At 66.4% G+C, this 22,000-nt stretch carries 24 protein-coding genes; 10 read left to right on the top strand and 14 right to left on the bottom strand.

What is annotated here, in order from left to right; all coding sequences use genetic code 11:
• The first annotated feature begins 88 nt into the window (after positions 1-88).
• The 3 genes from VZC37_RS03075 to VZC37_RS03065 all read left to right on the top strand — a co-directional run bounded on the left by VZC37_RS03075 (position 89) and on the right by VZC37_RS03065 (position 2,633).
• Complete coding sequence (locus VZC37_RS03075) at positions 89-1,165, top strand: phosphotransferase family protein (protein WP_330430940.1); 1,077 nt, start codon at positions 89-91, stop codon at positions 1,163-1,165.
• A 92-nt stretch (positions 1,166-1,257) separates the two neighbouring features.
• Positions 1,258-1,911 (top strand): hypothetical protein, encoded by a 654-nt coding sequence (locus VZC37_RS03070; protein WP_330430939.1) that lies wholly within the window; start codon positions 1,258-1,260, stop codon positions 1,909-1,911.
• Positions 1,908-2,633, top strand: coding sequence for a DJ-1/PfpI family protein (locus VZC37_RS03065; protein ID WP_330430938.1), 726 nt, complete (start codon positions 1,908-1,910; stop codon positions 2,631-2,633). Before VZC37_RS03070 ends, VZC37_RS03065 begins: the two co-directional genes overlap by 4 nt.
• 72 nt (positions 2,634-2,705) lie before the next feature.
• On the opposite strand, the gene VZC37_RS03060 is transcribed toward VZC37_RS03065, so the two are convergent.
• Complete coding sequence (locus VZC37_RS03060) at positions 2,706-3,557, bottom strand: alpha/beta fold hydrolase (RefSeq protein WP_330430937.1); 852 nt, start codon at positions 3,555-3,557, stop codon at positions 2,706-2,708.
• A 78-nt stretch (positions 3,558-3,635) separates the two neighbouring features.
• Between VZC37_RS03060 and VZC37_RS03055 the strand changes: the two genes are divergently transcribed.
• Positions 3,636-4,223 (top strand): TetR/AcrR family transcriptional regulator, encoded by a 588-nt coding sequence (locus VZC37_RS03055; RefSeq protein WP_330430936.1) that lies wholly within the window; start codon positions 3,636-3,638, stop codon positions 4,221-4,223.
• Here VZC37_RS03055 and VZC37_RS03050 read toward each other — a convergent pair.
• The 7 genes from VZC37_RS03050 to VZC37_RS03020 all read right to left on the bottom strand — a co-directional run bounded on the left by VZC37_RS03050 (position 4,210) and on the right by VZC37_RS03020 (position 11,360).
• Positions 4,210-4,887, bottom strand: a complete 678-nt coding sequence (locus VZC37_RS03050; RefSeq protein WP_330430935.1) for a TetR/AcrR family transcriptional regulator — start codon at positions 4,885-4,887, stop codon at positions 4,210-4,212. The two genes, VZC37_RS03055 and VZC37_RS03050, sit on opposite strands and share 14 nt — an antisense overlap.
• A 4-nt stretch (positions 4,888-4,891) precedes the next feature.
• Positions 4,892-6,037, bottom strand: a complete 1,146-nt coding sequence (locus VZC37_RS03045) for an acyl-CoA dehydrogenase family protein (protein WP_330430934.1) — start codon at positions 6,035-6,037, stop codon at positions 4,892-4,894.
• A 10-nt stretch (positions 6,038-6,047) separates the two neighbouring features.
• On the bottom strand, positions 6,048-7,256 hold the full coding sequence (locus VZC37_RS03040) for an acyl-CoA dehydrogenase family protein (protein WP_330430933.1): 1,209 nt from the start codon (positions 7,254-7,256) through the stop codon (positions 6,048-6,050).
• Entirely contained in the window at positions 7,253-8,941 is a 1,689-nt protein-coding gene (locus VZC37_RS03035) for a class I adenylate-forming enzyme family protein (RefSeq protein WP_330430932.1), read from the bottom strand. The genes VZC37_RS03040 and VZC37_RS03035 overlap by 4 nt, the downstream gene beginning before the upstream one ends.
• Positions 8,942-8,969: 28 nt before the next feature.
• Positions 8,970-9,719, bottom strand: a complete 750-nt coding sequence (locus VZC37_RS03030) for an SDR family NAD(P)-dependent oxidoreductase (RefSeq protein ID WP_330430931.1) — start codon at positions 9,717-9,719, stop codon at positions 8,970-8,972.
• Positions 9,720-9,742: 23 nt separating this feature from the next.
• Positions 9,743-10,534, bottom strand: a complete 792-nt coding sequence (locus tag VZC37_RS03025; protein ID WP_330430930.1) for an enoyl-CoA hydratase-related protein — start codon at positions 10,532-10,534, stop codon at positions 9,743-9,745.
• A 151-nt stretch (positions 10,535-10,685) separates the two neighbouring features.
• Positions 10,686-11,360 (bottom strand): TetR/AcrR family transcriptional regulator, encoded by a 675-nt coding sequence (locus VZC37_RS03020; protein ID WP_330430929.1) that lies wholly within the window; start codon positions 11,358-11,360, stop codon positions 10,686-10,688.
• A gap of 99 nt (positions 11,361-11,459) precedes the next feature.
• On the opposite strand from VZC37_RS03020, the gene VZC37_RS03015 reads away from it, so the two are divergent.
• Together VZC37_RS03015 and VZC37_RS03010 are read left to right on the top strand one after the other, a co-directional pair.
• The gene (locus tag VZC37_RS03015; RefSeq protein ID WP_330430928.1) at positions 11,460-11,855 is read left to right on the top strand and encodes a (R)-mandelonitrile lyase; all 396 of its coding nucleotides are present in this window, start codon (positions 11,460-11,462) and stop codon (positions 11,853-11,855) included.
• Between the two features lie 32 nt (positions 11,856-11,887).
• Positions 11,888-12,742, top strand: a complete 855-nt coding sequence (locus tag VZC37_RS03010) for an aldo/keto reductase (protein WP_330430927.1) — start codon at positions 11,888-11,890, stop codon at positions 12,740-12,742.
• A gap of 103 nt (positions 12,743-12,845) precedes the next feature.
• On the opposite strand, the gene VZC37_RS03005 is transcribed toward VZC37_RS03010, so the two are convergent.
• Positions 12,846-13,094: a DUF2530 domain-containing protein gene (locus VZC37_RS03005; protein WP_330430926.1), complete on the bottom strand. Its 249-nt coding sequence runs from the start codon at positions 13,092-13,094 to the stop codon at positions 12,846-12,848.
• Positions 13,095-13,239: 145 nt separating this feature from the next.
• Here VZC37_RS03005 and VZC37_RS03000 point away from each other — a divergent pair, with 145 nt between their 5' ends.
• Together VZC37_RS03000 and VZC37_RS02995 are read left to right on the top strand one after the other, a co-directional pair.
• The gene (locus tag VZC37_RS03000; protein WP_330430925.1) at positions 13,240-14,709 is read left to right on the top strand and encodes an NCS2 family permease; all 1,470 of its coding nucleotides are present in this window, start codon (positions 13,240-13,242) and stop codon (positions 14,707-14,709) included.
• 189 nt (positions 14,710-14,898) lie between these two features.
• Entirely contained in the window at positions 14,899-15,336 is a 438-nt protein-coding gene (locus tag VZC37_RS02995; RefSeq protein WP_330430924.1) for a MarR family transcriptional regulator, read from the top strand.
• A gap of 30 nt (positions 15,337-15,366) precedes the next feature.
• Here the strand turns inward: VZC37_RS02995 and VZC37_RS02990 are convergent, their stop codons facing one another.
• Positions 15,367-16,611: a GNAT family N-acetyltransferase gene (locus tag VZC37_RS02990; RefSeq protein ID WP_431309310.1), complete on the bottom strand. Its 1,245-nt coding sequence runs from the start codon at positions 16,609-16,611 to the stop codon at positions 15,367-15,369.
• A gap of 101 nt (positions 16,612-16,712) precedes the next feature.
• Here VZC37_RS02990 and VZC37_RS02985 point away from each other — a divergent pair, with 101 nt between their 5' ends.
• Together VZC37_RS02985 and VZC37_RS02980 are read left to right on the top strand one after the other, a co-directional pair.
• Positions 16,713-17,567, top strand: coding sequence for a TrmH family RNA methyltransferase (locus VZC37_RS02985; protein WP_330430922.1), 855 nt, complete (start codon positions 16,713-16,715; stop codon positions 17,565-17,567).
• Between the two features lie 29 nt (positions 17,568-17,596).
• Complete coding sequence (locus VZC37_RS02980; RefSeq protein WP_330431687.1) at positions 17,597-17,902, top strand: DUF2537 domain-containing protein; 306 nt, start codon at positions 17,597-17,599, stop codon at positions 17,900-17,902.
• An 18-nt stretch (positions 17,903-17,920) separates the two neighbouring features.
• Here the strand turns inward: VZC37_RS02980 and VZC37_RS02975 are convergent, their stop codons facing one another.
• From VZC37_RS02975 to VZC37_RS02960, 4 genes are all read right to left on the bottom strand, one after another.
• Positions 17,921-18,715, bottom strand: a complete 795-nt coding sequence (locus VZC37_RS02975; protein WP_330430921.1) for a DUF6928 family protein — start codon at positions 18,713-18,715, stop codon at positions 17,921-17,923.
• 8 nt (positions 18,716-18,723) lie between these two features.
• On the bottom strand, positions 18,724-19,713 hold the full coding sequence (sepH, locus tag VZC37_RS02970; protein ID WP_330430920.1) for a septation protein SepH: 990 nt from the start codon (positions 19,711-19,713) through the stop codon (positions 18,724-18,726).
• 482 nt (positions 19,714-20,195) lie between these two features.
• The gene (serC, locus tag VZC37_RS02965) at positions 20,196-21,341 is read right to left on the bottom strand and encodes a phosphoserine transaminase (protein WP_330430919.1); all 1,146 of its coding nucleotides are present in this window, start codon (positions 21,339-21,341) and stop codon (positions 20,196-20,198) included.
• A gap of 10 nt (positions 21,342-21,351) precedes the next feature.
• Positions 21,352-21,963, bottom strand: a complete 612-nt coding sequence (locus VZC37_RS02960; protein ID WP_330430918.1) for a hypothetical protein — start codon at positions 21,961-21,963, stop codon at positions 21,352-21,354.
• Between the last annotated feature and the right edge of the window lie 37 nt (positions 21,964-22,000).

The raw sequence follows: 22,000 nt of genomic DNA, 5'->3' as shown, positions 1-22,000 counted from the left end.
ATCAGCCGCGCAGTCGACCGCCGGGTAACGTCGGCACGAACACTGATCGTCGGGTCCGGCATCGTCGCCGGAGGAGGAGGTGGCAGACGTGGCTGCACAGGTGGCGGGTGCGCGCGAGGTGCGTACCGAGGATGCTTTCGATGTGGAGGCGGCCGCGGGTTGGCTGCGTGAGCACGCCGCAGACCCCACCGGGTTGGAAGCCGTCCCCACCGTCAAACAGTTCTCCGGGGGAGCATCGAACCTGACCTATCTGCTGTCCTATCCCACCCGTGAGCTGATCCTGCGGCGCGCGCCGGCCGGCACGAAGGCCCGAGGCGCACACGACATGGGCCGCGAGTTCCGCATTCAGTCCAAGCTCTCGGCGGTACTGCCCTACATCGCGCCGATGATCGCGTTCTGCGACGACGACTCCGTGATCGGCTCGGACTTCTATGCCATGGGCAAGATCGACGGTGTCATCGCCGGCACGGATCTCCCGCCCGACGTGTCCTTGTCGGCGGAGCAGGCGCGGGATCTGTGTCTGAATTTCATCGACGTTCTCGTCGAACTGCATTCGGTGGATCCCGAGAAGGCGGGCCTGGCGGATCTCGGTAAGGGCATGGGCTACGTGCGCCGTCAGGTCGACGGCTGGTCGGCACGGTTCCGCAACGCGCGCACCGACGATGTGCCCGACTACGAGCGGGTGATGACCTGGCTGGCCGACAACCAGCCCGACGACATCGCGAACTGCGTCATCCACAACGACTTCAAGCTCGACAACGTGGTGCTGTCCGCCGAGGACCCCACCCGGGTGATCGGCATCCTCGACTGGGAGATGGCGACCCTCGGTGATCCGCTGATGGACGTCGCCGGCTCGATGGCCTACTGGGTGGAGGCCGACGACGACGAGATGACCCAGCAGATGCGGCGGGTACCGACGAACCTGCCCGGGATGCTCACGCGCGCCGAGTTTGTCGAACGGTATTGCGAGCGTATGGGTTTCGACATGACGCCGGAGAAGTGGCGTTGGTATGAGGCGTTCGGACAGTTCCGCCTCGCGGTGATCGCGCAGCAGATCTACTACCGCTACTACCACGGGCAGACCACCAATGAGCGGTTCGGTGCGCTCGGATTCGCGGTCGGCATGGTCGAGAGCCGCCTCAACGAAATCATCGGTACCGCCTGACCGTCGCGCGTCCCCATTGCCCGGAACGAAGGCGGCGTCGTACATTCGTGTTTCATATATGAAGTACGAGCATCGGGGGACGCGTGAGTGGTATGGAGATCTTCTGGATCGTGGTGGGGGTGATCCTCGTGTTGGGGGTCCTCGCCCTGATCGGATTGGGAATCTTGTTCGGATTGGCGACCAATCCGAATCGTTTCAAGGTCCGGGAGGTCGCGCTCGACGACGTCGACGACTACATCGCACGACGTGCGGCGTTCGCGATCACCGTCATCGAAACCACCCCGCTATCGCGGCGTGAGGTGTGGGATCGGCTGGACTCTCCGTACCTCACGAGCCTGCCGTTCCTTCGCGGACCGGACTGGGCGCTCCGCGGAGGCAGCCCGGATCAGCGGGAGCGTTCCGAGATCCAGATCGATGCCCGCCGGACCATGTCGGGGACATTCCTGTCGGTGGGCCAGCGGGTGATCGAGGTGTCCGACCGTGAGCGGGTCACGCTCGTCGGAACCGGGGTCTCGGTGCCGCTCGCGGTGAAGGATTTCGTCGAGCGGTTCACCATCGTCGACGGGAAGCGGTCCAACACGGTCACGGTGACCTGGCAGATCGCCGGTTCGCCGCGCTTCTTCGGCTTCCTGCCGTGGCGCTGGGGAGTGCCGCTGGTGCGCCCGGTCGCGGGGTTCATGTTGCGCCAGATCCTGCGGCTGCAGCCGTACCGCCGGCCTGACGTCCGCGGCGAGGCCGCTGCATGACACAGGTTGCGCTCGTCGCCTATCCGGGGCTGACCGCGCTCGACCTGATCGGCCCCTACGAGGTGCTGCGGATGCTGCCGGGCGCCGACGTCCGATTCGTGTGGCACGAGGTGGGCCCCGTAACCGCCGATTCCGGCGTGCTGATGCTCGGCGCTACCCACACCTTCGCCGAGACACCGCGGCCGGCAATCGTGGTCGTGCCCGGCGGCAGCACCACGGTGATGAACCAGGCCCACGACGACGTCCTCCTCGATTGGCTGCGATCGGTGCATCAACACACCTCGTGGACGACGTCCGTCTGCGCGGGATCAATGATCCTCGGTGCCGCCGGCCTGTTGCAGGGCCGGCGTGCGACATCGCATTGGCAAGCGCTGCAAGCGTTGCGTGCCTTCGGTGCGACCCCGGTTGGTGATGAACGGGTGGTCCACGACGGCGACATCGTCACCGCGGCGGGTGTCTCGGCCGGCATTGATCTGGCGTTGTGGATCGCCGCGAAGGTGGCCGGCGAGCAGCGGGCCAAGGCGATTCAGTTGGTGATCGAGTACGACCCGCAGCCGCCGTTCGATTCGGGCAGCACGGCCAAGTCGTCGACCACTACGGTCGCGCGGGCCACCGCGTTGCTGGCCCGTGATTCGGTCACGCCCGCCCATCTGTCGGCGACCGCACGGGTGCTGTGGCAAGCCGCGATCGACCGCGCGAGAATGGGGCGCAGGCGGAAGTGACCGCCCCTTTACCGATGGTCGAGTAGCCGCGAACGTAGTGAGTGGCGTATCGAGACCCTGAAGACCGCAGGATCACGTCTCGGCCAGATCCCGCCGCTCGACCAGGAACGTGCCGATCTCGCGCGCCACGTCGGCAGGCCGATCGAGCATGGATAACACGTAGGCATCGCCGATCTCCACGAGGCGTGACTGCGGGATGAGTTCGGCGAGTCGTCGCCCGTGCTCGGGTGGCATCACCCGGTTCTCCGGCGACCACAGGATCAGGCATTCGCCCCGAAAGTCCCTGAGCGCGTTCGTGTCACGGATCAGATCGTCGGCCCGGAATCGTGTCGCGGTGTACTTCTCCAGGTCCCTGCGGACACCGGGTTCGGTGAGGGACGGTTGCGTCCATCGACGGACCACCTCCTCTGGAATCGGTCGTCGCACCATCCAGCCGAACAGCAGTGGCGTGCGACGCAGCCATCCGATCCGGAGTTGTCGGGCGGCGAGGGTGATTCCGCCGGGCAGTTTGGTGGCCAGTGTCGCCATCCGGCCGGGTAGGCCGGGCGGGAAGTTGTCGAACGCCTCGCACGGCATGATGACCATCGCGCCGACCCGCTCGTCTCGACCGATCGCGGTGAGGAAAAGGCTACCGCCCCAGTCGGAGTGCACGAGCGTGACATCGCGCAGGTCGAGCGCGTCCAGGAAGTCGGCGATGAGGTGCACCTGGCCGGTCAGGCTCAGATCTGCGTCGGCGTTCATCGGCTGTCGATGCGCACCGAGGGGGAGGGTCGGGCGAATATAGCGGATCCCGCCGGGGAGCAGTGGAATCGTTGTGTCCCAAACTGTCTCGTCGATCAGCAGTCCATGGAGCAAGACCACCGGTGGTCCTTCGCCCTCGTCGGTGTACTCGACCGGGCCGGCCGGAAGATCGACAACTCGCATGCTGACCTCTCTTCGTCGCAGGGCTGGAATGACCGTTCTAGAACAATCACTCTAGAGCAAGTGTTCTAGAATGGCCAGATGCGTACGGATGAGCGGATCGCGGTGGCGATGGCTGAATTGCTTCGCCGCCAGGGATATGCGGCCACGGGTATCAAGCAGGTCGTCGAGGCCTCCGGGGCGCCGATCGGATCGCTGTATCACCATTTTCCGGGTGGCAAGCGGGCCGTCGCAGAAGCCGCGCTGCGGCAGTCGGGCGCAGCCTACGGGGAGTTGGTGGCGTCGCTGCTGGCTCCCTACGGCGACATCGCCGCCGGCATCGAGGCCGCGTTCATCGCCGCCGCCGACGACATGGAACACACGGGCTGGGTGAACATGTGCCCGGTCGGCACGGTCGCGGGAGAGGTCGTCGACGTCGAGCCGGAGCTGCGGACCGTGGCGGCCGAGGTGTTCGAGGGATGGATCGAGGGCGGCGCCGCGCTGTTTCGCGAACGTGGTCTCACCGACGACGACGCCCGCGCGCTGATCACCGCTGTGATCAGCGCGCTCGAGGGAGCGTTCGTGCTGTCGCGGACGTTGCGGTCGCGCGATCCGTTGATTGCGGCAGGTCGCGGCATCGCGGCGTATGCGCGTGAGCTCCTGGCTGATCCCATGGTCAGATCTGGGTGAGGTACTCGTCCAGCTTGTCGGGAACGAGCAACGTGGGCAGCGCGAAGCGCAACTGTGCGGCGACATAGGAGTCGAGCTCGTAACCGGGCGCGAAATGCCAGTGCTTGAGGGCCCATCCGTGGGCGAGCATCATCAGGTCGAACACAACCAGGTCCGCGTCGACCTCGTTCATGAGGCCGTCGGCCATGCCCGCTGTGATCACGCTGCGCATCGGCGCCGACGTTTCGACCTCGAGTTCTTTGATCCGGTCGCGACCCGCGGCGTCGAGCGTACGGCTCTCCCGGTATGTCAGGACGACGGCATCACGGTTCTCGTCGACGATGCTCGCGTACCGGCGAAACCCGGCCATCAGCTGCAGCACCGGATCGTCGCCGGCCAGGTCCATCGCCGGTTGCAACTGATCGCGAAACGCTTCGAGGATGTCGACGATGGCGGCGAGCAGAATGTCCTCTTTGCTGCCGAAGTACTTGTAGAACAAGCCCACACTGACTTGCGCCTCGTCGGCGAGCGCCTGCATCGACATCTGATGAAAGCCGGTGCGGCCCATCACCGTGACTGCCGCGTCGAGCAGCTGTCGACGCCGCGACGATGCGCGCACGGCTCGTACCGCTTCGGCGACATCGACCGATGTGGTGGGTCCGGGGCTCCTCGTCACGGCTGTCATCTTCTCAAATACCGAGATCCTTGGCGACGATGGTCTTCATGATCTCCGTCGTCCCCCCGTAAATCGTCTGGATGCGCGCGTCCACGAACGCCCGCGCGACGGGATACTCCCGCATGTACCCGTAACCTCCGTGCAGTTGAAGGCACCGGTCAGCGGTGCGGACCTGGAGTTCGGTCGCCCACCACTTGAGCTTCGCGGCTCGGGCCGCGGTCAACTCTCCCGCCACATGTTCGGCGATACAGTCGTCGAGGAAGGTTCGGGCGATGTCGAGCTCGGTGGCGAGCTCGGCGAGTACGAACTGGGTGTTCTGAAAGGACGACACCGGTGAGCCGAATGCGGTGCGTTCCCTGACGTAGTCGAGTGTCCGCGCAAACGTGCCCTCGGCCGCCGCGACCGCTCCGATCGCCAGCGACAGCCGCTCTTGCGGAAGGTTGTGCACCAGTTGATAAAAGCCTTGACCCTCGTCGCCGAGACGATAGGCGACGGGAACTCTCATGTCGGTGAAGGTCAGCTCGCTGGTGTCCTGGGCGTGGAGACCGATCTTGTCGAGCTTGCGGCCCCGGTGGAATCCGGGGGTGTCGGCGTCGACGACCATCAGGGTCAGGCCCTTGTGCTTGTCGGGCGAGGTGCGTACGGCCACGACGAAGAGGTCTCCGTTGCGGCCGTTCGAGATGAACGTCTTGGAGCCGTTCACGATGTAGTGGTCGCCGTCGCGGACGGCCGAGGTGCGAATGCCGGCGAGATCACTGCCTGCGCCCGGTTCGGTCATCGCGATGCCGAGCACGGTGTCGCCGGAAACGACACCCGGTAACCACCGTGCCTTCTGGTCGTCGTCGGTCATCTCGACCAGGTAGGGGAGGACCACGTCATTCTGGAGGGAAAACGCGATCGCCTCCGCGGCGGCACCGGTTCTCGCGATCTCTTCGATGACGACGGCGTTGTACCGAAAGTCGTCAACGCCGGGTCCGCCGAACTCTTCGGGAACGGGAAACCCCAAGAGTCCGTTCTTCCCCGCCTCGGTGAACAGACTGCGGTCCCACAGCCCGCACTCCTCCCACGAGGCATGTGCCGGGGTGATCTGTTCGGCGACGAACCTGGCGACGCTCTGGCGGAAGTGCTTGTGTTCGATGTCGTGGGTGAGGGCACTCATGATCTCCCTTTCAGTGGAAGGCGTTCTCGCCGGTGAAGGCCTGACCGAGAACGAGCTGATGCATCTCCGGGGTGCCCTCGTAGGTCAGCACCGACTCGAGATTCACCATGTGGCGGATGACCGGATACTCCAGGGAGATTCCGTTGCCGCCCAGGATGGTGCGTGCGGTCCGGCAGATCTCGATCGCCTCACGGGTGTTGTTCAGCTTGCCGAAGCTGACCTGATCGGGCCGCAGCCCGACGGAGTCCTTGAGTCGCCCGAGGTGGACCGCCAGCAGTTGACCCTTCTGGAGTTCGAGTGCCATGTCCGCGATCTTGGCCTGGGTGAGCTGAAACCCGCCAATCGGTCTGCCGAACTGGGTTCGTTGCCCGGCGTAATCCACGGCCGCCTGCCACGCGGTTCGCGCCGCTCCGATAGAGCCCCAGATGATGCCGTACCGGGCCTCGGTGAGACTCGACAGCGGGGCCTTGATCCCGTTTCCCTTGTGTAGGTCATCGGTCCCGGGCATCAGTGCGTCGGCGGGCAGTCGCACATTGTCGAGCACGATCTCGCCGGTTGTGGAGGCCCGCAGCGAGAGCTTGTGTTTGATCTCCGGAGTGCTGACGCCGGGGCTGTCGGTGGGGACGATGAAACCGCGCACACCGTTGTCGGTGCGTGCCCAGACCACCGCGACGTCGGCGATGGGGGAGTTGGTGATCCACATCTTGCGGCCGTCGAGAATCCAGTCGTCACCATCGCGACGGGCACGGGTCGTCATCGACGCCGGGTCGCTGCCGGCATCGGGTTCGGTGAGGCCGAAGCAGCCGATCGTCGTCCCTTCCGCCATGGACGGCAACCAGCGGGTCTTCTGTCCCTCGCTGCCGTTGTTGTAGATGGAGAACATCGCCAGCGATCCCTGGACAGACACCATCGACCGGATGCCGGAATCGCACGCTTCCAGCTCGAGACTGGCCAGGCCATAGTGGACCGAACTCGCACCACCGCAGCCGTATCCGTCGAGGTGCATTCCCAATACGCCCAGCTGGCCGAACTGCTTGAACAGTTCGCGGGCGATGGGGATCGAACCCTGCTCGAACCACTCGCCGATGTACGGGGTGACATGCTCGGCGAGGAACCCGCGAACCGAGTCCCGCACTGCCAGTTCGTCGTCGGAGTAGCCGAGATCCAGGTTCAGCGGGTCGACGGCGGAGAACGGAGCGGTGGATGTGGCGGTACTCATGAGGTGGCTCCTTGCGGGGTCTGTGGTGTCACGAAGTCGCCGGAGGCGACCTCGGCGGTCGCTGACTCGGTGGCTTTGTAGTGGAGCTTCTTTCCAGTCGCCGACACCGGGAGTGCGGCGACGAAGCGGTAGGCGCGCGGACGTTTGAACTGCGACAGCATCGGGTGGGCGCGACAGTAGTCATCCAAGGACTCGGCGGTGGGTGCCGATCCGTCCGCTGGGAGGATGTAGGCGACGACGCGCTGACCCCACCTCTCGTCGGGCACACCGACGACGAGTGAGTCGGCGACGTCGGGGTGGCCGTTGAGGGCTTCCTCGACCTGTACGGGGTGGACGTTCTCGCCGCCCGAGATGAGCATGTCGTCCTTGCGTCCGACGATTGTCACGAACTCGTTCGCATCCCAGGTGGCGAGATCGCCGATGTGCAGCCAGCTTCCGCGGTACTTCGCTTTCTCCTGATGCGGGGAGTCGTAGTACGCGGCCGCGCATTTCGGCGATCGGATGATGACCTCGCCGACCTCGGTGCCGTCGCGCGACACCGTCTCGTCGGGCGACGCGAGATGGCCGTCGTCATGAACTCGGACGACGCGGACATCATCGTCGATGCAGGCGCGGCCGGCGGTACCGGCATGATCGGGTAGATCTGCTGGTCGCAGAAAGGTGTTCCAGAATCCTTCGGTGGAACCGTACCCGTTGAAGATGCGGGGCGTGAGGACCCGCTGGTAGTGCAGCGCGGCCTCGCGCTCGAGCGGCGCTCCCATGGTGACGATGCCGCTGAGACTGGACAGATCGCGTGGGGAGCGCAGCTGTGCGGCGGCCAGCATCGCCAGATTGGTCGGTGCGCCGACGAGGAAGGTCAACCGGTACTTCTCGACCCAGTCGAGCGTCCTTTCCGCGTCGAACGCACGCATGGGGACCAACGTCGACCCGAGATAGAAGGTTGGATTCGGTCCCGCACAGTACAGTCCACCGCGATGGAACCAGGGGGTCATGTTGAGTGTGCGGTCCTCCGGCGAGAGCGGGAAGTGCATGATGACGTCATGTGCCGAGAAGATCTCGATGGCACTGTTCATCGGAACCGCCTTCGGCATCCCGGTGGTGCCGGAGGTGTAGAGGCGCGTCGTCTCGTCGAAGATGCCCCGAGCTGGATCGGCGAGTGAGGCCTGAGATCGAAGGTCGCAGAACCGGATCGACATCGGTCCGGCCACGAGGTCACCTGAGCCGACGCCGACCAGCACCGCCGGCGTGTGCTCGGCTCGCGAGATGGCGTCGGCGACCATCGCGGTGAGGTCGGTGTCGTAGACATACACCGTCGGTCGGCTGACATCGAGGATGACGGCCGTCTCGCCCGCCGCGAGCCGGTAGTTGACCGGTGATCCGACCGCGCCCGCCGCCTGCGTGGCGAGGTAGAGCTGTGCGAACTCCGGCCCGTTGAGGAGCTGGTAGGCGACCACGTCACCGTCACCGATGCCGTGGTCGTGCGACGCGGCCGCGATCGAGTCGACCGACCGACCCAGCTCGGCGTAGGTCCACTCGGTGTCGGTGTGCGGATCGATCATCGCGATCGTGTCGGCGTACCGGCCGACGTTGCGTCGGAAGCCGTTCAGGTAGGTGAACTCGTTCTCGAAGAAGGCCCGATACTGGTGGGCGTCGTAGTCGTAGGACTGAATGCCAGTGGTACTCATGACAGATCTCCGATGATCCGGGCGGCCGTCAGCCGGCCATGGTGAGTCCGCCGCTGACGCTGATCACCTGTCCGGTGATGAACGACGCTGCGGGGGAGGCGAAGAACAGAACAGGTGCCGCGACCTCGTCGGGGCGGGCCAGGCGACGGAACGGGATGGCCTTGACCAGAGCCTCTTTGAGCTTGTCCGGTTGGGCCTGGAACAACGGGGTGTCAGTGGGCCCGGGGCACACCGCGTTGACGGTGATCCGGTACCGGGCCATCTCTCGGGCCAGCGATTTCGACAGTGCGATCACGCCGCCCTTGGCGCCGGCGTAGATGGATTCACCCGCACTGCCGACCCGGCCGGCATCGGACGCCAGGTTGATCACTCTGCCGCCATTCCATGTGTCGCCCTTTGCCGCCTCCACCATGCCCGGCAGAAACGCGCTGGCCATGTGCACGGGTCCGAGGTAGTTGATCGCCACGACCTTCTCGGCGAATGCGGTCGTGGCATTGAGGAACTGGTCGGTGCGGTCCCAGCCCGCGGCATTGACGAGGATGTCGGGGACCCCGACCTCGGCGTCGACCGCCTCGCGAAGGGCGTCGACAGCGGCTCGGTCGGCGACGTCGACACTCATCGGGATGATCCGATCGTTGCCGTCGGCTGTCCGCTTGGCCGCATCGAGGTCGAGGTCCGCGGCGACGACGGTGGTGCCCTGGTCAGCAAACGCCTCGGTGATCGCCCGCCCGATACCGGACCCGGCGCCGGTGACGACGGCGATACTGGTGCTGCTCATGATGTGTCCTCCTTGGTCGGGCGTCAGACGCCGACGTACTTGTTGAACTCCGGCGCACGCTTCTCGGCGAATGCCGTTGCGCCCTCAAGTCCTTCAGGGGAATGGGTGAACAGGTCAAGTGCACTCATCGCCATGTTCGACAGGCCGGCCTGGTGGTCGGTGTCCGCGTTGAAGCTCTGCTTGAGGAACTTGATGGTGGTCGGTGACTTCTCCGCGATCTCCGCGGCCACCTTCTTGGCCTCGTCGAGCAGATCGGCTGCCGGGACGACCCAGTTGACCAGACCCCACCGTTCGGCGGTCTCGGCGTCGTACTGCCGGCACAGGTACCAGATCTCGCGCGCCCGCTTCTCGCCGACGATGCGGGCGAGGAACGCCGAGCCGAACCCGGCGTCGAACGAGCCGACCTTGGGTCCGGACTGGCCGAAGCGGGCGGTGTCCGCTGCGATCGTCAGGTCGCACAGCACGTGTAGGACGTGGCCCCCGCCGATGGCCAGGCCGTTGACCGCCGCGATCACCGGCTTGGGGATGTCGCGGATGGTCTTGTGCAGGTTCCCGATCTCGAACATGCCGCTGTCGGAGGGGCCGTAGTCGCCGGTCTCGGCGCGCTGCTTCACGTCGCCGCCGGTGCAGAACGCCTTCTCGCCTGCGCCGGTCAGGATCACCGCCTGCACGTCGCGGTCTGCCCAGGCGCGACGGAACGCGTTGATCATCTCCTCGACCGTCTTGGCGCGAAATGCGTTGTACCGCTTCGGTCGATTCATCGTGATGATCGCAGTGGATCCCTCGACGGTGTACTCGATGTCCTCGTAGTTCATGGATCCATCCCCTTCGGTGGTGGTATTTGATTACTACTTCATGATGAGTGAACGTACATTCACTCCTTGAGGGTGTCAAGGGTCCCGGGGTGGGTGTAGCGGGGAGGCTGCGGTCGGCGGACCCGGGTACGGGCCTACCTCGCGGTCCGTGTCACGCGCGTCGGCGAGAGGTCGACCGTCGTCGACTCGTCATCGCGGTATGGGTGATCTCCGAGCTCAGCGCCGGTGCGGGTAGTGGGGTGAAAGTCCGGTCATCGCTGCGGATTCCATCGAGGAAGAAGGTCAGGTAGCGCTCGTACACCTGTGGGGCCAGATCGCGTGTGCTGTCCATGATGGGTGCCATCGCCGACTGCATGAACGTGACGTCGGTCGGCTCGAAATCCGATCGCACGACGCCGGCGTCCTTGGCGCGGCGCACCAACTCGACGATCAGCGGTGCGATACGTGTGCGCACATCGTTGATCCGCGCATCGCCGAGCGTCGGGTCGTCGAGGATCTGATGCAGGCCACGGTCTCCGAACTGCATCTGCAGGGTTCGGGTGAGGTAGTCGGTGAGTGCGGTCCACGGGTCCGGCTCGTCGAGCGCCTCTCGGGCGACCGCTTCCACTGCTTGCAGGCGCTCCTCGAACAGCGTGTCGATGAGCTCTTCCTTGTTGGCGAATCGTCGGTATGCGGTGCCGACGCCGACGCCGGCATGACGGGCGATGTCGTTGAGGGTGACGCCAAGGCCCTTCTCGGCAAACAGTTCCCGGGCCGCGTCCAGTAAACGTTCGCGGTTGATCGACGCATCCTTGCGCATGGGCCGGGGGGAGGGCGCCTGGGTCATGGGCCCACCGTAGCAGCTAAGCGGATTGACGATATCCGCTTACGCGCCTAGTGTGGATAACCGGATACGGAATATCCGTTAGCGTGTGAGGAGGACACCATGAAGTACACGCAGAGTGGTGGACAGACCGGAGCCGGACCCGACGAGTGGTTCACCGGCACGGTGCAGATCGACGGCATCCGCAACCCGGACGACCAAACGGCGATCGGCTGCGCTCACGTCCGATTCGCGCCCGGCGCGCGGACCGCGTGGCATCACCATCCGAAGGGTCAAACCCTCTACGTCACAGACGGAATCGGCTTGGTCGCCACCCGGGGTGGCGGCGTACAGGAGATCCGACCGGGCGACGTCGTCTACATCGAACCCGGCGAAGAACACTGGCACGGTGCCACGCCGGACCGCTTCATGGCGCACGTGGCGATGCAGGAGGCCGACGAGAACGGCGAGGTCGTCACCTGGCTCGACCACGTCACCGATGCCGAGTACACCGCCTGACACGGGCACGGCCTGAGGAGGAACGAAAAACCATGGTGCTCAACGAGACCTACACCCTGTCCAACGACGTCCAGATCCCCAAGCTCGGCCTGGGTACCTGGTTCATCGACGACGACAAGGCGGCACAGGCGGTGACCGCCGCCGTCGACATCGGATACCGCAACATCGACACCGCGCAGGCATACGGCAACGAACGCGGCGTCGGCGAGGGCGTTCGCAACAGCGGTGTCGCCCGGGACGAATTGTTCGTGGCGACAAAGCTGGCGGCGGAGATCAAGGATCACCGAGAGGCCGCCGCGGCGATCGATGAGTCGCTGGCCACGATGGGCCTCGACCATCTCGACCTGATGTTGATCCACAGCCCGCAGCCGTGGGCCGATTGGCGCGGTGGCGACTACGCCGAGGGCAACCGCGAGGCCTGGCGTGCGCTGGAGGACGCGTATCAGGCGGGCAAGCTCCGCTCGATCGGTGTCTCCAACTTCGAGCAGCGTGATCTGGACAACCTGCTTGCCGAGGCGACCGTCGCGCCGCACGTGAACCAGATCCTGGTCCACGCCGGGAACACCCCGTCCGAGCTCATCGCGTACTGCAAGGAAAAGAACATCGTGGTCGAGGCGTACTCGCCGATCGGACACGGCGAGGTCCTGAAGAACGCCGACGTCGCGGCCATGGCGCAGCGCTACGACGTGAGCATCCCGCAGCTCTGTATCCGCTACACGCTGCAGCTCGGGGCGGTGTCGTTGCCGAAGACGGCGAACCCGGACCATATGCGCAGCAACGCGGAGGTCGACTTCACGATCTCCGACCAGGACATGGATGCGCTGCGTGCGATGCGGATCGAGGACTACGGCGACTCGAGCGCGTTCCCGGTGTTCAGCGGGAAGTGATCGTGATCGCGCGGTTCTGGCCGCAGTTTCGGGTTCCGGCTTGGAGCAACAACTGCGGCCGGAACCTGTAGCTGCGGCCAGATCTGTCGGCGTCGACGGCGACTCAGTCGAGACCCTGCTGCGCCGTCCGGTCTCCCCGGCGCACCGCGGCCCGCTGGATCAGGACGATCGTCGTCCCCAGGACGCCGACCGCGAGACCCACCAGGCAGACCGCGAGCGTGCGGTCGCCGCCCCAGCCGCCGATCCACACCGCGAGGGTGGCGACAAGCCACGCGACCATGCCGACGATGATCACCGGTTCGGGGGCGCGCAGAGGGCGCGGGAGTTCCGGGATGTCGGATGCATCGGCCATGGCATCAGAGTAACTTTCGACTGTGCCCACCGATCCGTCGAGCGAGCCCAGCACATCGTCGACAGAATCTGGCAAACCGTCGACAGAACCCGGAAACTCTTCGACAGCACCCGAGGATCCGCCGAGAGCATCCAATCCGGCAGCCGTGGAACCCGACCGGCCGCCGCGTGAGCCGAGCGGACCACTCGACCGCTACTTCAAGATCAGCGAGCGCGGATCTTCCCTGACCCGCGAGTTCCGTGGCGGCCTCGTCACCTTCTTCACGATGGCCTACATCATCGTGTTGAACCCGATCATCATCGGCGGCATCCCCGGCGAGCCCAAGAACGCCGACGTGCTCGGCAACGTGCTGCCGCTGGCGCAGGTCGCGGCGGTCACCGCGCTCGTCGCCGGTGTCATGTCCGTCATCTTCGGCCTCGTCGCGCGCTACCCGTTCGCGATCGCGACCGGCCTCGGCATCAACAGCCTGCTGGCCGTGACGATCGCACCCCAGGTGACGTGGCCGGAAGCCATGGGCCTGGTCGTCATCGACGGCATCATCATCGTGCTGCTCGCGGTCACCGGATTCCGGACCGCGGTGTTCAACGCGGTGCCGCCCGAACTCAAGGCGGCCATCGCCGCCGGCATCGGCGCATTCATCGCCTTCATCGGATTGGTCGACGCCGGCTTCGTCAGCCGAGTGCCCGACGCCGCGAACACGACGGTGCCGGTCCAACTCGGCAACAACGGGTCGATCGACACGATCCCCACCCTGATGTTCTGTATCGGCGTCCTGCTGATGGGTGTGCTGGTGGTCCGCAACGTGCCGGGCGGGCTGCTGATCGGGATCGTCGTGGTCACCGTCGCATCGATCATTCTCGAGGCGACCCTCGACCTCGGGTCGAGCTCGGACAACCCGGACGGCTGGAGTCTGGCTGTTCCGCAGATCCCGGACGGACTGGGTGGGATGCCGGATCTGTCCCTGGTCGGTCAGGTCGACGTGTTCGGGGCGTTCGACCCGGCGAGCATCGGCGCGCTCGCGGCCTCGGTCCTGGTGTTCACGCTCGTGCTCTCCAACTTCTTCGACGCGATGGGCACGATGACCGGTCTCGGCAAGGAAGCCGGCCTGATGGACGACAAGGGCACCCTGCCCGGCGTCGGCAAGGCTCTCGTCGTGGAGGGCACCGGAGCGATCGCGGGCGGTGTCGCCTCCTCGTCGTCGAACACGGTGTTCGTCGAGTCGGCGAGCGGCATCGCGGAGGGGGCCCGAACGGGCTTGGCCAACGTGGTGACCGGCGGGCTGTTTCTGCTGGCCATGTTCCTCACACCGCTGTACGAGATCGTTCCGCTGGAGGCCGTGGCGCCGGCGCTGGTGGTGGTCGGAGCGATGATGATCGGTCAGCTGACCGCGGTCGACTTCACCAAGTTCTCGCACGCACTGCCGGCGTTCCTGACCGTGGTGATCATGCCGTTCACGTACTCGATCGCCAACGGTATTGGCGTCGGGTTCATCAGCTGGGTGGTCCTGGCGGCCGCGTCGGGCAAGGCCAGGACGGTGCATCCGCTGCTGTGGATCGTCGCCGGGGTGTTCGTCGCCTACTTCGCCCGTGCGCCGATATACGCGCTCGTCGGGTGATCTGATCGTGTCGGCCGTCGGTGGTACGACGTAATCGCTGGTTCGCTTTAGCAAAAAAAGACGTTAAGGCATTGCACGATCGCGGAAGTGAATTACGCTTAGCATCGGGAACCAGCTGGTCTCAGATTTGAATCGCTCGGGAACGGACGCTGCGACATGACGACGATCACTCAACTGACAATCGCAGACATGACATTGTCGGACCGGACCCTGTCCGGTGAACTGTCCATGGCGGTGGTCCGGCTCGCCAGACGGCTTCGCGGGCGGCGGGTGAGCAAGGTCGTCTCGCTCACCCAGCTGTCCGCGCTGTACACACTTCATCACGAGGGGCCGATGACCCCGGGCGCGCTCGCGCTGGCAGAACGTGTTCAGCCGCCGTCGATGACCCGGGTGATCGCATCCTTGTCCGACCTGGGCATGGTCAAGCGGGAACCGCATCCCACCGACGGTCGCCAGGCGATCGTGACCCTCTCGGACAAGGGCATCGACGTCGTCAACGCCGAGCGTGATGCTCGCGAGGAATGGCTCAGCGCGAGGCTCGACGAACTGACGCCGGACGAACGCGCCACGCTCGCCGCCGTTGTCCCCATCGTCAACAAGCTCATCAACGGTAGCGACGATCGCTGAGTGAACGGCGGATAGCGCCCGGCGCCGGGCTCAGAAAAACGTTCCGGAGAACGGCGCCTGCTCAGGTGTGAACGCGCGGTCCAACGCGCGCAACGTCGAGGAATCAGCCGTCCACAGCCGATCCGCCGCGGCGAACGTGCGGGCATTCGTCCCGCCCAGGAACAACGACGACAGCACCGAGATGTCGAGGCGAACCGTCGGCGTCGACGTACTCGGCGCCACGATCGCACCACCATTGCGGATCGACATGTCGAACACGCCGCCCCGGCCGCGGAACTCGTCGGTGACCTCGAGGACGACGTCGAGGTCGGCGAAGTAGCGCCGGGAGGTCAATGCCCGCGGCACGTCGAGGATGCGCAACCACATCTTGTCGGTGAGTCCCGTGACCGAGACGGCACGATGGTCGACGAGCTTCGCCGGAAGCGGATCGTCGACGGGGACGGAGGCGGTCACCGACGCCATCAGGTCCAGGCCGGTCAACACCCGCCACAGCTCGGTGTGCGCGTCGTCGGTGACCGCGAACACCTCGGCGACATCCCCGCGCGTCGGCTCCGCGGATGTGTTGATCCGGTAGCTCGCGTACCCGTCGGCGTGGAGCAGGTAGTGCAGCCCGCTGGTCTGCGCGGGTCGCTGCGACGGGCGATCGGCGAGAATCGGCTCCCACCACGTCTCCGGACGGTGCACGGCTCCCGAACGCGACGCCGCCCACCGCGCGTGGATCTCGGGCACCCGACGGGCCACTTCCTCGCCCGTCGCGTAGTTCACCGGAGAGATCTCGGGGTCCACGGGCCGGCGCATCTTCGCCGCGCTCAGGTCGACCGAGACCTCGTGCGCGTGGCAGGCGGGTCCGAACCCGTACCGCTCGTAGATGGTCGCCTCACTGGCAGTGAGGATGGCGAAGACCTGATCCTCGGCCTCCCACTGATCGAACAGCTCGGTGATCATCGTGCGCAGAATCCCGCGACGTCGGTGGGTGGCCGCGACGGACACCCAGGAGAGGCCGGCGGCCGGTTGCTGCTCGCCGCCCGGGACGGTCACGGTCATCCGGTAGTACATGGAGACGCCGACCAGGGGAGAACCCACCAGTCCCTGCGGATCACGGACCAGTACGACGTCGGTGTCATCGACCTTTCCGCGCAGATCGGCCTGCTCGGCAGTCGACAACGGGTTGGTCATCAGGAATGCCCGCGCATCGGTCGCGAAGATCTCGTCCCAGTCGGCGTCGGTGGCGCGCGAGACGGCGAGAGCGGAGGCATCCTGGGAAATCGTCACCAAACCACCGTTTCACAGAGCGTTCTGAGGTGAGTGGTCAACCCCGGCTTGCTGCGGGGTGGGCCACACTGAGGGGCGGCATCCGGTCTTGGCACACTGACGACGTGGCCAGCACCTGTGTCGACGTCATCGACATCGATGATCCGTCGGATCCGCGCGTCGACGACTTCCGCGATCTCAATTCCGTCGACCGCCGGCCGGATCTTCCGGCGCTGCCCGGAGGTCGAGTCGGCAAAGGCCTGGTCATCGCCGAGGGCGTGCTCGTCGCGCAGCGGATGATCGCCTCCCGGTTCGCGCCGCACGCCTTCCTCGGCGTGGGCAAGCGCCTCACCGAACTCGATGACGCCCTGGAGAAACCCACACTGCGTGGAGTTCCGTTCTATCGGGCATCCGCGGACGTGATGGCCGACGTCGTCGGCTTTCACCTCAACCGTGGCGTTCTCGCAGTGGCGCGTCGACCGCCCGTACTCGACGTCGCTGACGTCGTCGGGCGCGCGCACACCGTCGCGATCCTCGAGGGTGTCAACGACCACGAGAACATCGGCAGCATCTTCCGCAACGCCGCAGGTCTGGGTGTCGACGCTGTGCTGTTCGGTGCCGGATGCGCCGACCCGCTCTACCGTCGCTGCGTGCGCGTCTCCATGGGGCATGCCCTGCTGGTCCCGTTCGCCCGTTTCGACGACTGGCCGCGCGGGCTGTCGGTGCTGAACGACCACGGCTTCCGCACCGTGGCACTGACGCCGGGGCCCGGGTCGGTGCCGTTGCGCGAAGCCGTCGACGCCGACAAGGTCGCGTTCCTGGTCGGCGCCGAGGGGCCCGGACTGTCGGAGACCGTGATGCGCGCCAGCGATCTGCGCGCCCACATCCCGATGAGTCGCGGCACCGACTCGCTCAACGTTGCGACGGCGGCGGCGATCGCGTTCTACGAGCGGGCCCGATCGGGGACGATGGACGCGTGATCGTCATCGAGAGCGTGCGGACCCGGCGGATGTCACCGCACGGCGGCGGGGACCGATTCGCCGTCGACGAACCCACACCCTGGGTACTGGGTCTGTTCGTCACGGCCTTCCACGCGCTGTTCGCGACGCTCCTCCTCGTGGGCGTCTACGACCTGATCGGCGGGTTCGTCACCTGGCTGGGTCTGCTCGCCGTGCTCGTCGTCGCGGGCGGGCTGGGCTGGACCCTGTGGGATCTCCGTGACCGTCCGGTCTGGCGGTGGATCGTGTGGGGCGCCCTCATCGGATTGCTGGCCGGTCTGGGTTCGTCGGTTGCGTTGATGGCCCTCGGCCGCTGACCGCGCTCGCGGGTGGGATCAGCCGCCGAAGCCGAAGTACCTGGCGATACGCCCGCGGCGCTTGGCCGGTCGGGTCTCGTCGGTCGTCGGGGAGTCGCCGTTGGCGGCGGCGATCGAACTTCCGGAGACGGTCAGATCGTTCTGGTAGCGAGCCCAGTCCTCTTCTGCCGGTATGTAGTCGGCAGGGTGAATGGCGAACGCGGTCACCGGGATTCGCGTCGGGTCCAGATCGGTGTCGGCCAGCGGGGCGGTGAACCGGAAGCCCAGCCAGTGCCGGTTGGCCTGCTCGGCGAGCTCCTGCGGGTGAAACGGCAGCGCCAACGGTTCGGCCGGGACACCCGTCGCGTACTGCAGCGGGTGTTCACCCGCCCAGAACGGCCGCTCGAGGGGGTCGGGGAGACCGGTGTCCTCGAAGATCGTCACGGGGTCGGCGGAGAACGAACGTTTCAGTTCGCCGTGTTCCCACCGTGCGAAAGCGCCGACGGAGCGTTCCGGGTCGGTGACCAGCAGGGTGGCCGCCGCACTCTGTCGGATCGAGGAGAGCGTGCGGGTCAGGGTGGAGGGCTCGGTGGTGTCGAACAACGAACAACACAGCACAGCTGTCCGGCCGTACCAGCCGGCGTAGACATGCGCATCGCGTGCGGCGGCTGCGGTGGCCAGGTCCGTGTCGGCCACCGGCACCAGCACGCGGTCGCCGTAGATCGTCGCGGCGAGTTTCTGGGCGGCCACGACATCGTTGACCGGACCTTCGCGGAGCAGCGCTACGGGATCGTCGCTGTCGATGAACCAGAGTGTGACTGCGCGGGCCGACACGTCGCGGATCAGCCGTTGCCGTTGCTACGGACGCCCAGCAGGACATCCTCCCACGCGGGAACGGCAGGTTTGCGTGTACGGCGGCGCGGCTTCGCCGAACCGGCCTCGGGCGCCTCGTCGCCGGAAGCCGTGGTCGCAGCTGCGGGCGAGGCCTCCTCGCGATCGGCGGCGGTGTCGGGGCGATCGCTTGGGCGCTCGGGCTCGGTCGCATCCGGAGTCGGGCTGCCGAAATCGATCGCCACGGTGCCGTGCTCGTCGTGGCTGGGCGCGACGCTTCCGTTGCGGGTGCGCTGGGCATCGATGAGTCGGTCGGCGTCGAGGGTGACCTCGTCGTGGTCGACAGGGGGCTCGACCTGATGCTCGACATGGGGGGTCAGATCGGGCGTCGCGACCGGCGTCAGCTTGCGCCGCGGGGTGATGGTCTCGGGGTGGGTGAGTTCGTCGGCGAGATCGTCGAGCGGGTCGGCGGTTCCGCCGTGGCTACCCGGCTGGAAGCGCCAATGCGCGTGGTTGTCGGTGCGGCCGACATGCCACGACGCTTGGACGACCCAGTACCCGTCGTCGCCCTTCCACGCGTCCCACTCCACGCTGTGCTGGCTCTGTCCGAGGGCGATCATCGCCTCGGTGACCGTTTCGCCGAGCGTGGACACCGATGGTCCGTCCTCGCGGATCGGATGGGACATCGACGCGAGCTCCGTGGCCCGAGCACGTTCGAGAAGAACCGGGTGGGCGAAGCGTTCGATCTTGTCGACCGGCACACCGGCCAGCGCGGCGACTTCCGACACGGTCGCCCCGGCACGGATGCGGGCTTGGATCTCTCGTGGCCGAAGTGTGCTTTCCATTTCGATCTCGATCTGCCCCAATCGTGAGATGTCGCCGCGTGCCGCGGCCCGGAGCCGCTCGTCGGCGGCGACCCGATACCTCTCACCCGACTCGGCATCCTGACAGATCACATGGGTGCCGTCGGCCTCGACGCCGACGACTCGAAGCTCACGCATCTGCTCCTCCTCCGGTGACCACGAGTGCGGGCATTGGGGTCAGGTTAATGCACCCGTCACCTACGGCCCGGCGGGACACGCGGCAAAACCGCAGATCAGCAAGGTTGTGGCGGGTGGTACCCATGGGGCACACGCTACAGGTGATAACGGGGCGGCCACACCGCCGGTCGCTTTGTTCCGCTGGTCGATTACATCTCGCCGGTCGAGTAGTTGCCGAGCGAGCCGCCCATTCCCGCTGGTCGAGTCCACCCTCCATACCGCTGATCGAGTAGCCCGCGAGCCGCTAGGCGAGCGGGCGTATCGAGATCTCCTGCAGCGCACGGGGTCTCGATACGCGTCGGGCTCGCAAGCTCGCACGTCGCTACTCGACCAGCGGTAGGGGGCGGCTCGCGTGTTACTCGACCAGCGGTAGGGGGCGGCTCGCGTGTTACTCGACCAGCGGTAGGGGGCGGGTCGCGTGCTAGTCGGTCAGCGGGAAGTCCTCAGAGCTTGTCGACGACGAAATCGACGCACTCGGTCAGCTTGCTGACGTCATCGGGGTCGATCGCCGGGAACATGCCGATCCGCAGCTGGTTGCGGCCGAGCTTGCGGTACGGCTCGGTGTCGACGACTCCGTTGGCTCGCAAGGTCTTCGCCACTGCGGCGGCATCGATGTCGTCGTCGAGGTCGATGGTGCCCACGACCTGGCTGCGATGCGACGGATCGGCGACGAACGGCGTCGCGAACTCGCTCGCCTCGGCCCACTGATAGAGCCGCGAGCTCGAATCCGCGGTCCGGGACACGCACCAGTCGAGTCCGCCCTGGCCGAGCATCCACTGGATCTGGTTGTCGAGCAGCAGCAGCGAGCCGACCGCCGGCGTGTTGTAGGTCTGGTTCTTGCTGCTGTTGTCGACCGCGGTCGGCAGGGACAGGAACTCCGGGCACCAGCGATCGGACTCGGCGATCTGTGCGATGCGCTCGAGCGCTCGCGGGCTCATCAGCGCGATCCACAGGCCGCCGTCCGAGGCGAAGCACTTCTGAGGTGCGAAGTAGTAGATGTCGGCGTCGGCGACGTTCACCGGCAGCCCGCCGGCGCCCGATGTCGCGTCGATGGCGACGAGTGCGTCGTCCGATCCGGCGGGGCGGGTCACGGGGACTGCCACTCCCGTCGACGTCTCGTTGTGGGCCCAGCCGATCAGGTCGATCCCGCCGAAGTCGTCGGCGGTCAGGGCCGCCGGGTCGGGTGCGGTTCCGGGATCGGTGGAGATCACCGCGGGTGAATCGAGGAAGGGGGCCTTCTTCGCCACCGTCGCGAACTTCGACGAGAACTCCCCGTAGGTGAGGTGCAGGGAGCGCTGTTTGATCAGCCCGAACGCCGCGGCGTCCCAGAACGCGGTGGTGCCGCCGTTGGAGATGACCACCTCGTAGCCGTCGGGGAGTGCGAAGAGCTCGGACAGGCCCGAGCGGATCGACCCGACGACGTTCTTCACCGGCGCCTGCCGGTGGCTGGTGCCGAACACCGAGGCCCCGACGTCGACCAGGGACTGCAATTGTTCGGGTCGCACCTTGGACGGACCGCAGCCGAAGCGGCCGTCCGACGGCAGGAGGTCGGCGGGAATCGTGATCGGTGCGGTGGCGGTGTCACTCATGCAGGCAATTCTAGGGTTGTGGCCTCGACCACCCCGGTTCTGGCCCCTCCCGGATGGAGGCCGCGACGAGGCCGGCCCGCCATCCGGGGGCGCGGAACCCGTCCGGCGGGGCGGCGTCGGTGATGTCGTGGTGACTGCGCGCAAGGAGCCACGCGACCACCGAGTTGGAGTTCCACATGTCGCCGGCGTGGATCTCGTCGCGCCCCCAGGTGTGCGCGGGCACGCAACGGGCGAGATCGATCAGGTGGCCGGTCCGCGCCGCGTCGGTCGCCACGTCGTCCTGCGCCACCGCTTCGGTGAGGTCGGGGATGGTGCCGTCCACGCAGCAGCGGATCTCATAGCGGAACAAGCGGAATCGGCCCAGTCGAGCAAGGCCGACAGCGCCGCACACGGTGACGCCGCGTCCTCCGGAACCGGAGCCCCAGGCCGGGGCCTGCTCGATGGTGTATGTCCGGCCGCAGTGTTCGGCGACAAGCGCGGCGTGCACGAGACGTGACGGTCGGCGATGTTCTCGTCGGGCGCGCCACCACTCATATGTCCGCCCGCAGAACGGAACGATCCGGTTACCCGCGCCCAACGGAATCCAGTACATAGTCACGGTGGTCGGCTGCTCTCCGGTCACGCACTCCAGTTTTTCACGACCTCTTGAGTTCGGCTGA

Origin of the sequence: Gordonia sesuvii (genome assembly GCF_036350415.1) — a bacterium.
GTDB classification, from domain to species: domain Bacteria; phylum Actinomycetota; class Actinomycetes; order Mycobacteriales; family Mycobacteriaceae; genus Gordonia; species Gordonia sesuvii.
The sequence above is the reverse complement of the archived record's forward strand: the minus strand, read 5'-3'. Positions and strand labels throughout refer to the sequence as shown.